Source organism: Cytobacillus sp. GQ23, from assembly GCF_059758675.1.
The window spans coordinates 13,851-28,048 of record NZ_JCAXER010000024.1; the positions used below are offsets into that span (position 1 = coordinate 13,851).

Genomic DNA, 14,198 nt, shown 5'->3' on the forward strand with positions numbered 1-14,198 from the left:
AAACGGACTGCTATTTTTGCTGCTTTTTTTCCTTCATATAAAAACGCTTCAAGAATTCAACATAAATATCATCATGAACCAGCCATGCCTGGTACTTTCTTTTAATGTAATTTTCTGCTGTCTGGAAATCAGGGTAAGGTTCCTGCATTGGCTTTCCATTCAATTCAAGGATCCATTTGTTGTCCATTTCAGCAAAAATAAAAAATTTGTCTCCTTTCTTATTTTCGTATAGTGAGCCCTGCTTGGCGTTTTTATTATTGTATTTGTTTTTGAATGCATCCTGTCTCAAAGGGTCCAGGGGAAATATGTCTTGAACAAATAGTTTAAAAGCATCCTTTCCCATTGAACAGCCCGATGCTTTGGCATGTCCTCCCCCTCCATATTTTCCTGCCACGGCAGATACATCAACATGGTCATGGATTGTTCTGAAGCTGATTTTTTTGCCTCCGAGGTTTAAGATTGCAATGTAGTCCAGATGCGGATACTCTTTACCAAGTTCATTTCCCAGTTCTGAATGATAAGACTCTGCATGGACAACTCCTGCGCAATGTTCTCCGATGAACGTTTGTACAAGTTCCCGCTTCTTCCGTCTTACGTAACGCTCAATCTTTTCCTCTTCCATTTCAAGCAGTTTTTGTTCAAAATCATCAAATTCGAAAGTATCAGAGTTCATGATTCTATCGGTCATTTTTTCCTCAAATTCATCAATGGAAACCATGAAAAACAAATCATTCAAATTTTTTGCCTTCAAATTATCATTTTGGTCCCATTCCCAAGTGTCATACTGCCGCACAAGCTCGACAAATTCATCGAGGGCCTGCGATGGCTCAATCAGTTCATGCTCCTGAAGATACTCATACAACAAAGAAGTGGCAGCCGTGAGCCTGCCATCTTCATATTGCACCTTCACTCTCCCCCAGCTGTAATCATTAAAGTGAAGAGCTGTTTTGTGATGGTCAATCAATCTGACTTTTCCCCCGCTTTTTGCCAGATCATCAAGCCGGATCAAATTTTCGTCATTAACAGATAAATCCGTGATAATTAAGAAATCATCTTTTATATTTTTTTCGTTTTCCAGTAATTTTTCAATCTGATAATCAAGTCCCATTACAGAGTTATAGCGTACCTCAACATCTTTTCCAAACGCGATCTTGGCCACTATGCCGCAGCCGACGCCATCAAGGTCATTATGTGTATACAGCCTGTACAAATTCCATCACCTGCTATTCTTAGACTCATTCCTCTGTTAGTTTGGTTGTGGAGGAAAATTCTATGCGAAAAATCCCCGCTGAAGTGAGCGGGGATTTCCAGTTAAAGCAGCAAATAGGCTAGTGGAGCAGTAATCAGTATGGTCAGAATGGTTCTCTCTGTCCAGATGACAAGGAGCTGCGGAATGGTTATAGGAATTTCTGTTGATAAAATACACGGAACAAGTGCTGAAAAGAATATTATGGCTGATACAGAAACAACTCCGATTACAAATTTAGTGACCATTGCAGCCTCAGCTGCCAGCAAGGCTGGGAGAAACATCTCAGCAATTCCCACTGCACTTGCCTTGGCTGCCAATAATGGTTCGGGGAGTTGTACCAGAGCCGTAAAAGGATAAAAAATATATCCCAGCCAATCAAACACAGGGGTAAATTCAGCAAGAACGAGGCCGAATAAACCGACAGACATAATGGAAGGCAAAATGGACATTGTCATAACAAAGCCGTCTTTTAGATTATCCATGATGTTTTTCCATAATGAAGGTGACTGGGCAGCTGTATCCATCGCTTCTTTCCAGGCTGCCTGCAGACGGCTCCCCGTGAAGGATTCAACTGGAGGCTCCTGGCCATTGTAATATTCTTCGCTCATAGATTTTAGTGGCCAAATCCTAACGGTTATAGCTGTAACGATGAAAGTGACAGCAAACGTTGTCCAAAAATAGGTATTCCAGATTTCCATCAACCCCAGTGTTTTGGCCACAACAATCATAAACGTTGCGGAAACCGTAGAGAATCCTGTAGCAATAATGGCTGCTTCTTTGATAGTATATTTTCCTTCTTTGAATACCCTGTTGGTTATGAGCAGTCCGATTGAATAGCTTCCAACAAAAGAAGCAACTGCATCAATCGCTGATTTTCCGGGTGTTTTCCAGATCGGCTTCATGATCGGCTGCATGATGACACCGAAAAATTCGAGTAATCCATACCCAACAAGCAGTGCAAGAAATACAGATCCGATGGGAACAAGCAGTCCTACAGAGATAACGAGTTTGTCAAACAAAAAGGGTCCCATGCTCGGGTCAAATAGCCAGGCAGGACCAAAACCGAAAACAATCATGAAGGCGGTAATAAATCCGATCACTTTAAAAATGGAGAATACGATGTTTACCTTGTTTTTGTGCCAGGTTTTTGTCCAGAAAGGATAAATGGCGCCAAGCAGTATGACAAGCAAAGCATAGTAAGGAATTGCAGATGGTATGAAAGTTTGAATGGCAGAGACGAAATGGTCCAGCATGATAGAGGATTTATCATCAATGGTAACGGGAACAAAAAACATAAATAGGCCAATGGAGCTGAAAAGAAAAAACTTAACTTTGTTTTTAAAAGTGGCGTTGTGATTTAGTGCCGGCTGTTGAGATTGCCTTAACATTGTTTCTTTTTCCATTCTCATTCCCCCTCTTCAGTTTAAAGGCAAGGAGCAGTGTGTGCCCCTTACCTTCTGTTCAATAAGGCAGTCAAAAAGGTCAGAAATGTGTATGTGCCTGCTTTCACGGTTGGCTGTGCCTGGTGATCTCTTGTTGGGTCAAGGCAGACAATATCCATGGCTTCCGTTTTAGAGGAAAGTCCCGCAGTGTAAACGGCTGTAAATAGTTCTTCAGTAGTCATGCCGCCTGGTGTAGATGCGGGTACCCCTGGCGCAAAACCAATATCCAGCACATCCATATCAATCGTGACATAAATTTTATCCACTTTTGTTTCCAGCTGCCGGAGTGATTCTTTAACCGTTTCTTCCATTCCCCGTCTTCTGGCTTCCTTAAGGGTAATATAATTGAGCTTGTGCTCTTTAGCATAGTGGACGAGCGACTGGGTGTTGAAAAAGCCATGCAGGCCTATATTGTAGACATTTTCCCCTTTGATCTTATTATTCTGAATCAAATTTCGGATAGGAGTCCCATTGGTCGGTCCATGGTCTTCAAGACTCCGGAGATCAAGATGCGTATCCAGCTGGAGAATGCCGATTTCTTTTTCAGGCTCCAGTTCCTTCAGGCCGCTGACAAGCATGGCTGTGATGGAGTGATCTCCCCCGATCGCAATAGGAAATGAATCTGGAAATTGAGTCCTTACGTCTTTCATCGTTTGCTTAATATTGGCATGGCATTGCGGAATATCCGTGAAATGCATTTTCACGTCACCAAGATCAGCCACCTTCAGTTCTTGAAGATCACTTTCAAAATCCAAATTATATGTGGAAAAGCCTTTCCAGGACCTCCTGAAGGATTCAGGGAATTCAGATGCTCCTGATGCGCTTATCGATGAGCGGGAAAGAGGGACACCGAAAAGCACGACATCCCAGTTTTCTGCCTTCAAATCACCTTCCCGCTGGATTTGGCGTATCCATTCATTCACTTTTACGTCGGTTCCTAATTCGGATTGGGGCCAAAAAAACCCGGGAGGATTTATTGTTGGTAGCATAAACTTCCTCCCTTAACCACTACTTCCCCATTTTTTATCACAGTGTCCGTATGGTTCATGCCGTAGTGATATTGCATTTGCATGTAGTTCGGTACATTGAGCAAAAGCAGATCAGCCTTTTTGCCGGGCTCTATGCTACCCACTTCTTCGGCACGATTGATCGCATGTGCTGCATTAATGGTAGCGGCCGTAATGGCTTCAGCCGGTGTTAACCCCATATGCATACATGCAAGATTCATCATAAAAGGCATGGAGCAGGTTGGCGAAGAGCCTGGGTTGCAATCTGTTGATAATGCAACTGGCACGCCCTTATCAATCATGCGGCGTCCCCTGGCAGCTTCAGCCATTAGAAAAAATGCTGTGCCTGGAAGCAGCACACCGATTACTCCTTTTTCAGCCATCATTTCCATGCCTTTATCCGATGCTCTAAGCAAATGATCTGCAGAGATGGCTCCAACTTCAGCGGCAAGCTCTGCCCCCTCATAAGGTTCGATTTCATCCGCATGGATTTTCGGAGTCAGGCCGTACTTCTTTCCTGCTTCAAGAAGTTTTCTTGACTGTTCAGGTGTAAACACGCCTCTTTCGCAGAAAATATCGTTGAATTCAGCAAGCTTTTCTTCCGCGACTTTTGGTAGCATTTCTTCAATGACCAAGTTAATAAAAGCATCAGGATTTTCTTTGTATTCTGCAGGTACCGCATGTGCCCCCATAAAGGTGCGGACAACCTCCACCGGATGCAGCTCATCCGCTTTCCGGGCTGCTGTCAATTGTTTTCGCTCTGTTTCCCAATCTAATCCGTATCCGCTTTTTGCTTCAATCGTGGTAACTCCGTGCTTTAGAAAGCGATCAAGGCGTACAAGACTTGCATCTACCAATTCTTCTTCAGATGCAGTTCTGGTCATAGAAGTGGTGGCATGGATACCTCCGCCATTATTCATAATTTCCATATACGTCGCCCCGTTCAGGCGCATATTGAATTCCTCTTCTCTGCTGCCTGCATAAACAAGGTGTGTATGCGGATCAACTAATCCTGGAAGGAGGATTTTCCCTTTGGCGTTAATGATTTCAGCTTCGTTAAGCCTGTTTTGATATTCTGCTTCAAGTTCAGCAGTTGTCCCTGCGGATTTGATTCTTCCTTCTTCAACCCATACCGCCCCATCTTCAATAATAAAAAGCTCACTCATTTTTTCTTTAGTCAGCGGCTGTTTGGAGCTGCCCTTCATAGTAATCATTTGATTTGCCTGTTTGATAAAAATAGGTTTTGAGTGCATTTTTGTAGTGCCTCCTTAAAAAATGGAAGATCCAATCCGCACAAATATCGGATTGGAGAGCTTCCTCATCGAATAAATTATGTCGTATTTGCTAGTGTTAGAGCTTTATTTCATCATTGGAATGTTTACGCCTTTTTCTTTGGCCGTTTTAATAGCGAGATCATAGCCTGCATCTACATGTCGTACGATTCCCATTCCAGGGTCAGTAGTGAGGACACGTTCAAGACGCTGCTCTGCTTCCTTTGTGCCGTCTGCCACAATAACCATTCCTGCATGAAGGGAATAGCCCATTCCTACGCCGCCTCCATGGTGGACGGAAACCCAGCTTGCACCGCCGACTGCATTGATCAGCGCATTCAGGATTGGCCAGTCTGCCACTGCATCACTGCCGTCCTTCATGGCTTCTGTCTCACGGTTTGGAGAGGCAACTGAACCAGAATCCAGATGATCACGGCCGATAACAATCGGTGCTTTAAGTTCTCCGCGAGCTACCATATCATTGATGATTTTTCCAAATCTTGCGCGCTCCCCATAACCAAGCCAGCAAATTCTGGAAGGAAGTCCCTGGAATTGGATTTTCTCACGTGCCATTTTGATCCATTTGCAAAGGTGTTCGTTATCCGCAAATTCACGCAGGATTACTTCATCTGTTTTATAGATATCCTCAGGGTCTCCAGATAATGCTACCCAGCGGAAAGGCCCTTTTCCTTCGCAGAATAGTGGACGGATATAGGCAGGCACGAATCCAGGAAAATCAAAAGCATTCTCGATGCCTTCATCTTTTGCGACCTGACGGATATTGTTGCCGTAGTCAAATGTAACGGCGCCCTTCTTCTGCATATCCAGCATAGCCTGAACATGGACAGCCATGCTGGCTTTTGATTTCTGAACATATTCAGCAGCATCCTCCTTCCGCAGAACAGCTGCCTCCTCTAAAGAGTAGCCAATTGGAACATAGCCATTTAAAGGATCATGTGCAGAAGTCTGGTCAGTCAGGACATCAGGAATGAAGTTCATTTTAAGCATTTTTGGAAGAATTTCAGCTGCATTTCCTAATAGACCAATAGAAAGCGGACGGCCTTCCTGCTTTGCCTCTGTTGCCAATTTAATAGCTTCTTCAATTGTATAAACCTTTGTATCCAGATATTTAGTTTCTAGCCTGCGGTCAATGCGGTATTCATCCACATCAATGGCAATGCAGACACCATCATTCATGGTCACTGCAAGCGGCTGAGCTCCGCCCATTCCGCCAAGGCCTGCTGTCAAAGTTATCGTTTGTTTCAGTGAGCCGGAGAAGTGCTGTCTGCCAAGCTCTGCAAAAGTTTCATATGTTCCCTGAACGATCCCTTGGCTTCCGATGTAAATCCAGCTTCCGGCTGTCATTTGCCCATACATCATAAGGCCTTTCTTATCAAGCTCATGGAAGGTATCCCAGTTTGCCCAGGCAGGCACCAGATTTGAATTGGCAATCAATACTTTTGGTGCATCTTTATGTGATTTAAAGACGGCAACCGGCTTTCCGGATTGAACCAGAAGTGTTTCATCGTCCTCTAATTCATGCAGAGTTTTCACAATCGCATCATAGCAATCCCAATTACGGGTAGCCTTCCCAATGCCTCCGTAAACAACCAGTTCTTCCGGAATCTCTGCAACCTCTTTGTTTAAGTTATTCATTAACATGCGGAGTGCCGCTTCTTGGATCCAGCCCTTTGCATGAAGCTCACTGCCTTGATAATTTTTAATTTCTCTTTTTGTTTCCGCTTTCATTGTTATCCCTCCAATGTTATCTCATATTTAGATTTTATAATGAGAACTATCTGAAAAGTAGGATAATTAGGTTTGATTTTTTATAAAAATATAAGATTTTGGCAGTTGATTTTAATATTTTTTATACTTATATTGGTGTTTTTATAAATTAATACAAAAATAATAACCTCCCTTTACAAGGAGGTCTTATGCAGGCTTTTCCTAAATTGATTAGGCGGCATACCTTTAATTTTACTGAACACTTTATTGAAATATTGCTGATTTCGAAAACCGCAGACGGCTGAGATTTCTTTTATACTCATTTCTGATTCCAACAGCAGCTTGGCAGATTGCCTGATTCGGGTTTCATTGAGAAGCTCCCGAAATGACTTGCCGCATTTTTTTGCAAGTATTGAGCTAATATAATTGGGGTTTCGATCTGCGTATTCAGCTGCCCTTTCAAGGGTGACTGAAGAATCCCAGTAATTTGTCTCTATAAAAAATTGGACTCTGTCAGATAGATCCATCTTCAGCTTCTTATCAGATCGAATACTTTCAAAAATATAAGAAATGAAGCTGATCATTTCGTTAATAATCCGGTAAATCAATGGTGAATACAGGATCGTCTGGAATAAACGAAGGTATTCTTCCTCCATTTCTCCGTCGGCAAGCCGAAATGTCTTCATATGCCTGCGGATCTGTGCGAGAATACTGGTCAGCCGTATTCTGATAAGGCCTGGTTCCGGGTACGGATCTTCCAAAATAAGAAACTCTTTGGAAAACCATGATTTGATCGTTTCCAGATCAGCCTGATTCAGGAAATCAATCCAGCTGCTCTGTTCCTCGGGAGTTAAGAACGGATCTATCGATAGCCATTTAGGTATAGCGGCTTCCTCAATTACCTGATTGAACCCTCTGAAAAAAGTTAACTCCATCAGTTTTCGATTCGCATCATAATGGCTTTTGAGCGTATTCGGCCCTTCCTGAGCTGTATAAATGCTGATGGCAATTGGTTCTGCAGAGGTTTCCTGCCAATTCCTCATAAATCTGACGCTCTCCTCTTTCCAGGATACGCCCGAGTTTTCAGCAATGATCAGTACCATGTCACTTAAAATAAAATAATCGACCTGTTTATGGAAAGCATAGCTTTCCAGGAAATCATATAACTTTGGAAGCTCGAATATATTCTCCGTTTTTATTCCTATTGACAGAAAAGGCTCTTCCGGTTCCGGTGATTCTAAAAATATATCCTGATAATTAAAGGTTTTTTCCGTAACTATGGTGGAGTTATTTACAGCAGCTGCACTTTTCATCATTTGACGCCTATAAATGTTTCTTGCAGATTTTAATAAAATATCCGCTGAAATGGGCTTAAGTATTAAATCTGCTACACCCATGTCAATAGCTCTCTTTGCCTGTGAAAAGGTCGCTTCCATTGTTAGTGCAATAAGATCAGGCCCTATAATTTGAATCGTTTTTAAGAAAGAGCTATAACCATCTTCCTTTATCAGATCAAGTTCAAAAATCAGCAGATCGGGCTGAAACGTTTCGAGCTTTTTAATAAGCCCTGCTTCATCTTCGGCAGACTCCAATTCCCATGCGTTCATTGAAGATTTCAACAGCCACTCTATACCCTTTGTATCATACTCATCCCGATTGGCCACAAGTACTTTGTACATGCTGCCACATCCTTTTTTAATCTATTATGAAATAATATTTCAGCAGCTGTAAAGAATAAATCGGAAAAATCCTTCAAATAGTAGACAAGTTATGATGCCCTTCCTGCATATCTATATATGGACAACTATTTTTGGAAGGAGCATGAGCATGCCTTTTCTTGTATTAAAGAAACGAAGCATCATTGCATTTGTCATCATATTTTCAGTCATTGTTTCTGCATCTGTATGGTATTTTTCAAAGTCTGACAGTATGACGGTATTCAACCAGAATGAAACTGAAAAAGTCCGGGAAATTCATATGGTGACAGGAGAATTTAAAGCCAAGCTACCTGATGGAAAGGAAATTGAAGCCTACCGCTGGGATCCGGGAACCATTTTTCTCAAGAAAGGTGAAAAGGTAAACCTGAAAATTTGGGGAGTCAATGGAATGGAGCACCCTTATATTATCGAAGGAACTGATATCAAGGGTGTTGTAAAGAAAGCTGAGGAAACAGTAGTCCCACTTCAATTTGATAAAAAAGGTATATACCGGCTGATTTGCCTTACTCATCCGGATAAGGATAATAGCGGGCCTATGATTGCTTATATTGTGGTAGATTAATGCACAAAAAAGCACCGGATATTCTTCCGGTGCTTTATTATTTACCTCCCTATAAACATCTGTGTCCAATAGTGGCCATAACTTCCGCCCTGTGCATATCCCACACCGATTTCTGTGAAATTGGCGGAAAGGATGTTCTTGCGGTGACCTTCGCTGTTCATCCATGCCGTTACAACTTCCTGAGGTGTTTTTTGACCTGCAGCAATGTTTTCTCCAGCAGTTCTGTATGTAATTCCAAAGCTCCTCATCATATCAAACGGGCTTCCGTATGTAGGAGAGTTATGATCAAAATATCTCTTATTAATCATATCCTGAGATTTGTATCTTGCTACTCTCGCAAGCTCCCAATTTGATTTAAGCGGCTTTAATCCGTACTTTGCTCTTTCCTGGTTAACAAGCTGAACCACCTGCTCTTCAACACCTGTTGTGGCTTTTGAAAGAGTAGGGATATTCACCTTTTGCCCTGGATAGATGAAGTTCGGATTTGAAATCTGCCCATTGGCATTGATGATTTCAGGAACCCCAACCTGATACTTCATGGCAATCTTCCACATCGTATCCCCTGACTGAACCGTATGTACTGTTGATGCTTTTGCATCGAAATTGAATCCAAAGACAAGTGCGACAGACAACATTAAAATGAATGAAAGTTTTGATAGTGTTTTCATATTTATATTTAATCAGAAACTCCTGTTCTATTAAACAGGTAATTGTTGGGGCGGAATGTAAGAATTTCATAGTGTATGTTTTTGATGCGAAAACAATTCCAGTGAATCGGTTTAACGTGTGTGCGGTTATACACAATACCGTAAAGAGGTGTATGTTTGAGTATTAAGATGGCTTTGGTTCTGACGTGAAGCCGCAAACTGGTACTCGTAGAGTCTTATGTTGGACTGGGTTCTGACACAAATCTGCGATTTGCTTCATTTTGAGTTAAAAGTGTGCCGAGGTTCAAACACAAACTAGCAATCTGCCGCATTTAGAGTCCGAAGTTGCCCAATGTTCAGACACAAAACGGGGCTACGAGTCATTTTGTGTCAGAAGTTACCTAGGGTTCTGACACAAAACGGCGCTCTGAGTCATTTTGTGTCCAAAGTGGCCCGAGGTTCAGACACAAAACGGGGCCCTGAGTCATTTTGTGTCCAAAGTAGCCCGAGGTTCTGACACAAAACGGGGCCCCGAGGCATTTTGTGTCAGAAGTTACCTAGGGTTCTGACACAAAACGGCGCTCTGAGTCATTTTGTGTCCAAAGTGGCCCGAGGTTCTGACACAAAACAGCGACCTGCTGCATTCAGTGTCCGAAGTTGCCCAATGTTAAGGCATAAAACGGCGCCTCGCTTCATTTGGAGTCAGAAGCAGGCATTAATTCAACCTGATTTCCATATCACTCCACCCTCATTTAAGCTATAATTAAACCGAGGTGGATAATTATGACAAATGCTTTGAAAAGGCCAAAGTGGCTAGTGTTTGGTGTCCTTTTATCTATGATTCTATTTTCCAACTACATTCTGTACAGGACCACGCTCTTTGGTCCGGTGCCGGACGGAGCGGCGGTTGGCTCCCTGTTTGATTTGCTGGTTGTTGTCCCGCTGTTGACGTATTTCCTTATCCTTCGCAAAAGGTATTCGCTTAAGTATGTAGGGGCAGTTATTTTAGCAGGATACGCAGCTGCTTATTTTATTATCCCTTCCAGTCATTTTTCGCAGTTTGCCTTTCTGCCATATGTAATTGTTGTTTCCGAAGCGCTTTTTATTGGACTGGAGCTGTTTATTGCCTATAAGATACTTACCAAGCTGCCTGTACTATTAAAAGAATACCGGAGGCTAAACGGTATAAATTCTCTATTCCTCTTTAATGTTAAGAAGGCAGCCGAATCGCATTTTCCAAATAATAGGTTGGGAACTGTATTAATCACTGAGCTCGTGATGTTTAAATACGCCTTGTTTTCATGGAAAAAGAAGCTGTCTATAAAGAATGGAGATTGTTTCACCTATCATCAAAAAACAAGTGTAAATGCTGTGTACATTATGCTGATCCATGCGATAGCCATTGAATCCATCGGACTTCATTATTGGCTGCATTCGTGGAATGCCATTGTGGCTTATCTCATCTTACTGGCTAATATTTATGGCATTTTGTACTTTTTGGCAGAGATAAACGCCACCCGCTTAACCCCATTCGTACTTTCTGATTCTCATTTGCTGCTCCAGACAGGGTTCTCAAAAAGCATGTATCTTCCATTGGAAGATATTAAAGAAATCAGCTATTATGATGGTCCTGAAAAGTTTAGCAGACAAGAAATGAATGAGATATTTGATGCCAGAGCTCCAGATCTTATTCAGGAAAAGCCATTGTTCGAGATTGTGCTGAAGGGGCCGGCAGAATATGAGCTGATGTACGGAATAAAAAGAAAGGCAAGCCGCATTGTTTTAAATGTGGATGAACCTGAGAAATTTTTTCAGGAAGTTTCAAACAAATTAGCTCAAAAGTAAAAGGAAAATCCCTGAGGATTTTCCTTTTTGCATAGGCTTATTTCCACCAGTTATCGTGCATGGATGCAGGCATCTGGCGCTTATGTTCGGAAACGATGTAACGTTTTTCAATTTTTTCTGCGGCTTCCGGGCTTACTGTTTTGCCTTCGAGGTAGTCATCCAATTCATCATATGAAATACCCAGTTCCGTTTCATCAGCCTGTCCGGGCTTCTGGTCGAGAAGATCGGCAGTTGGCACTTTTAAGTAAAGTCTTTCTTCTGCCCCAAGCTCTTTTAGAAGAGCCTTTCCCTGTCTTTTAGTCAGGCCTGCCAATGGCAGGACATCTGCTCCGCCATCGCCATATTTTGTATAGAATCCTGTCACTGCTTCTGCTGCATGATCTGTTCCGATGACCAGCAAGCCGTATTGGCCGCCGATTGCATATTGGGCGATCATTCTCATGCGGGCTTTTACATTGCCTTTGTGATAGTCCTTTAACGGTTCTTCCGGTAATATGCGATCATATTCAGTTTTTACCTCATCAACTGCATTTTTAATGTTAAATACAACTTCACGGTCAGCCTGGATAAAAGAGAGCGCCACCTGTGCATCCTCTTCGTCCTGCTGTACACCATAGGGCAGGCGGACTGCCATGAAAGTTGCCTCTTTGCCTTCATTTCGCAGCTCTTCAACGGCAAGCTGCGCAAGTCTTCCAGCAAGAGTGGAATCCTGCCCTCCGCTTATGCCTAGTACATAACCTTTGGCATTCGTTTTGACAAGGTAATCTTTTAAAAATTGGATTCTTTTTTGGATTTCTTCTTTTGGGTTGATCACTGGATTTACATTTAAAGCTTCCATAATTTCTTTTTGTCTGTTCATTGCAGGTTCCTCCCTCTTCTTAAAGCTTCAGTTCTTTATATTTTGTTTTACCTGGCTGATCATGTTCATTTTATTATCCCAGCACTCCTGGCTCAGGTCGACCGGGTATTCCTCCGGATTTAGAGAACGGCGGTACTCATCCCATAAGACATTAAGATTTTCTTTAGCAAAATTCTGCATCTCTTTTAAGGATGGAACTTTATAGATAAGCTTCCCTTCCTGAAAAATCACTTTATGCAGTTCTCTCGCTTCGAAATTTGTAACAAATTTGCTTACAAACGTATGAACCGGATGGAACATCTTAAGCCTTGGCTCTGCTTGAGGATTCTCATGATCGAGTGCAATATAGTCTCCCTCTGATTTGTGGTTGTCTTTATTGATAATCCGATACACTCTCTTCAGGCCGGGGGTGGTCACTTTTTCCGGATTTCCGCTGATTTTTATTGTATCAGCCATCTTGCCGTCCTCATCTTCTATTGAGACGAGTTTATAAACAGCTCCTAATGCAGGCTGCTCATAAGCCGTGATCAATTTCGTACCTATGCCCCAAATATCAATTTTCGCTCCTTGTGCTTTAAGGTTAATGATGGTGTATTCATCTAAATCATTCGATGCGATGATCTTAGTATCAGGGAAACCTGCAGCATCCAGCATTTTTCTTGCTTCTTTGGACAAATATGCCAAGTCCCCGCTATCCAGTCTTATGCCTTTAAAGTTAATTTGATCTCCCATTTCCTGTGCCACTTTAATGGCGTTCGGTACTCCGGATTTGAGCGTGTCATACGTATCGACGAGAAAAACACAGTCTTTATGTGTCTGGGCGTATTTCATAAAAGCAGTATACTCGTCCTTATATGCCTGTACAAAAGAATGGGCATGGGTTCCTGCAGCTGGAATCCCAAATTTTTTGCCCGCTCTTACGTTTGATGTGGCATCAAAGCCGCCAATGTATGCTGCTCTTGTTCCCCAGATGGCAGCGTCCATTTCCTGAGCCCTTCTGGAGCCAAATTCCATTGCTGTCCCATCGCCAATGACTTCTTTTATTCGTGTGGCTTTTGTGGCGATCAAAGTTTGGTAATTTATTATATTTAATAGTGCTGTTTCAATGATCTGAGCTTCTGCCAGCGGAGCTTCTACACGCATAATTGGCTCATTGCCGAAGACAAGCTCTCCTTCTTCCATTGATTTAAGGGTTCCTGAAAAAGTCATGTTTTTCAGATAATCAAGGAAATCATCAGCATAATGCATCTCGTTTTTTAAGTACAGCAGGTCACTTTCGGTGAATCTGAAATTCTCAATATACTCGATTACCCGTTCGAGGCCCGCAAAAACACCATATCCATTCCCAAAAGGGAGCTTCCTAAAATAAACTTCAAAGACCGCTTTTCGATTATGTATCTTGTCTTCCCAATAAGTCTGAGCCATATTTATCTGGTACAAATCAGTATGTAAAGCTATGCTATCATCTGCAAATTCCGTGTGCATAATCGCAACCTCCTGTGACAAAACATCCTGAAAAATTTCCTTTTACTATTTAATATCCCCTATTCACACATTTCTCAACTTAAATGGCTGAAAAATTTGCCTATTATTTTAATAGTAGTGAAGTTCATAGCCTTAAGCAAATTTTTCAGCCTGAATATATACGGATATTTACCCATTCAGGACTTTTTTACACATTCTCCAATCGCCGTTCGTTTTATAGAACTACTGATATTATCCTGTTATAACACTCAAGAATTATTTCCCGAGGGTCACCTACTTCAGTGTTATATTAAAATAAGATACCATTCAACACTCCCCTTTTGATGCCAATCACCATCCCTCCGCCCTCCGCATAAGATGTCATGAATTGACAAGGAGGGCTGTG

11 protein-coding genes are annotated in these 14,198 nt (G+C 42.1%); 2 read left to right on the plus strand and 9 right to left on the minus strand.

The window, feature by feature from the left end; all coding sequences use genetic code 11:
* Positions 1-10 precede the first annotated feature (10 nt).
* The 6 genes from AC6CHU_RS18940 to AC6CHU_RS18965 form a co-directional block, all read right to left on the minus strand.
* On the minus strand, positions 11-1,210 hold the full coding sequence (locus tag AC6CHU_RS18940; protein ID WP_159868374.1) for a DHH family phosphoesterase: 1,200 nt from the start codon (positions 1,208-1,210) through the stop codon (positions 11-13).
* A gap of 101 nt (positions 1,211-1,311) precedes the next feature.
* Positions 1,312-2,637: a YjiH family protein gene (locus AC6CHU_RS18945; protein ID WP_236566294.1), complete on the minus strand. Its 1,326-nt coding sequence runs from the start codon at positions 2,635-2,637 to the stop codon at positions 1,312-1,314.
* A gap of 62 nt (positions 2,638-2,699) precedes the next feature.
* Positions 2,700-3,680 (minus strand): agmatinase family protein, encoded by a 981-nt coding sequence (locus AC6CHU_RS18950; RefSeq protein ID WP_251283040.1) that lies wholly within the window; start codon positions 3,678-3,680, stop codon positions 2,700-2,702.
* Positions 3,665-4,951, minus strand: a complete 1,287-nt coding sequence (hutI, locus tag AC6CHU_RS18955; RefSeq protein ID WP_159868365.1) for an imidazolonepropionase — start codon at positions 4,949-4,951, stop codon at positions 3,665-3,667. The genes AC6CHU_RS18950 and hutI overlap by 16 nt, the downstream gene beginning before the upstream one ends.
* 105 nt (positions 4,952-5,056) lie before the next feature.
* Entirely contained in the window at positions 5,057-6,718 is a 1,662-nt protein-coding gene (gene hutU / locus AC6CHU_RS18960; protein ID WP_498122589.1) for a urocanate hydratase, read from the minus strand.
* A gap of 173 nt (positions 6,719-6,891) precedes the next feature.
* Positions 6,892-8,376, minus strand: coding sequence for a response regulator transcription factor (locus AC6CHU_RS18965; protein ID WP_159868359.1), 1,485 nt, complete (start codon positions 8,374-8,376; stop codon positions 6,892-6,894).
* Positions 8,377-8,524: 148 nt separating this feature from the next.
* Here AC6CHU_RS18965 and AC6CHU_RS18970 point away from each other — a divergent pair, with 148 nt between their 5' ends.
* Positions 8,525-8,977, plus strand: a complete 453-nt coding sequence (locus tag AC6CHU_RS18970; protein WP_159868356.1) for a cupredoxin domain-containing protein — start codon at positions 8,525-8,527, stop codon at positions 8,975-8,977.
* A 41-nt stretch (positions 8,978-9,018) separates the two neighbouring features.
* On the opposite strand, the gene safA is transcribed toward AC6CHU_RS18970, so the two are convergent.
* Positions 9,019-9,645, minus strand: coding sequence for a SafA/ExsA family spore coat assembly protein (safA, locus tag AC6CHU_RS18975; RefSeq protein ID WP_159868353.1), 627 nt, complete (start codon positions 9,643-9,645; stop codon positions 9,019-9,021).
* A gap of 762 nt (positions 9,646-10,407) precedes the next feature.
* Between safA and AC6CHU_RS18980 the strand changes: the two genes are divergently transcribed.
* Entirely contained in the window at positions 10,408-11,469 is a 1,062-nt protein-coding gene (locus AC6CHU_RS18980) for a hypothetical protein (RefSeq protein ID WP_498122590.1), read from the plus strand.
* A gap of 37 nt (positions 11,470-11,506) precedes the next feature.
* On the opposite strand, the gene nadE is transcribed toward AC6CHU_RS18980, so the two are convergent.
* Both nadE and AC6CHU_RS18990 read right to left on the minus strand, forming a co-directional pair.
* Entirely contained in the window at positions 11,507-12,328 is an 822-nt protein-coding gene (gene nadE, locus AC6CHU_RS18985) for an NAD(+) synthase (RefSeq protein ID WP_498122591.1), read from the minus strand.
* Between the two features lie 27 nt (positions 12,329-12,355).
* Entirely contained in the window at positions 12,356-13,813 is a 1,458-nt protein-coding gene (locus AC6CHU_RS18990; protein ID WP_498122592.1) for a nicotinate phosphoribosyltransferase, read from the minus strand.
* Positions 13,814-14,198: the final 385 nt, after the last annotated feature.

Excerpts from the sequence above, each read along its gene's own strand:
- AC6CHU_RS18945 (WP_236566294.1), bottom strand. The coding sequence starts at position 2,637 with ATGTTAAGGCAATCTCAACAGCCGGCACTAAATCACAACGCCACTTTT.
- AC6CHU_RS18950 (WP_251283040.1), bottom strand. The coding sequence starts at position 3,680 with ATGCTACCAACAATAAATCCTCCCGGGTTTTTTTGGCCCCAATCCGAA.
- hutI (WP_159868365.1), bottom strand. The coding sequence starts at position 4,951 with ATGCACTCAAAACCTATTTTTATCAAACAGGCAAATCAAATGATTACT.
- hutU (WP_498122589.1), bottom strand. The coding sequence starts at position 6,718 with ATGAAAGCGGAAACAAAAAGAGAAATTAAAAATTATCAAGGCAGTGAG.
- AC6CHU_RS18965 (WP_159868359.1), bottom strand. The coding sequence starts at position 8,376 with ATGTACAAAGTACTTGTGGCCAATCGGGATGAGTATGATACAAAGGGT.
- AC6CHU_RS18970 (WP_159868356.1), top strand. The coding sequence starts at position 8,525 with ATGCCTTTTCTTGTATTAAAGAAACGAAGCATCATTGCATTTGTCATC.
- safA (WP_159868353.1), bottom strand. The coding sequence starts at position 9,645 with ATGAAAACACTATCAAAACTTTCATTCATTTTAATGTTGTCTGTCGCA.
- AC6CHU_RS18980 (WP_498122590.1), top strand. The coding sequence starts at position 10,408 with ATGACAAATGCTTTGAAAAGGCCAAAGTGGCTAGTGTTTGGTGTCCTT.
- nadE (WP_498122591.1), bottom strand. The coding sequence starts at position 12,328 with ATGAACAGACAAAAAGAAATTATGGAAGCTTTAAATGTAAATCCAGTG.
- AC6CHU_RS18990 (WP_498122592.1), bottom strand. The coding sequence starts at position 13,813 with ATGCACACGGAATTTGCAGATGATAGCATAGCTTTACATACTGATTTG.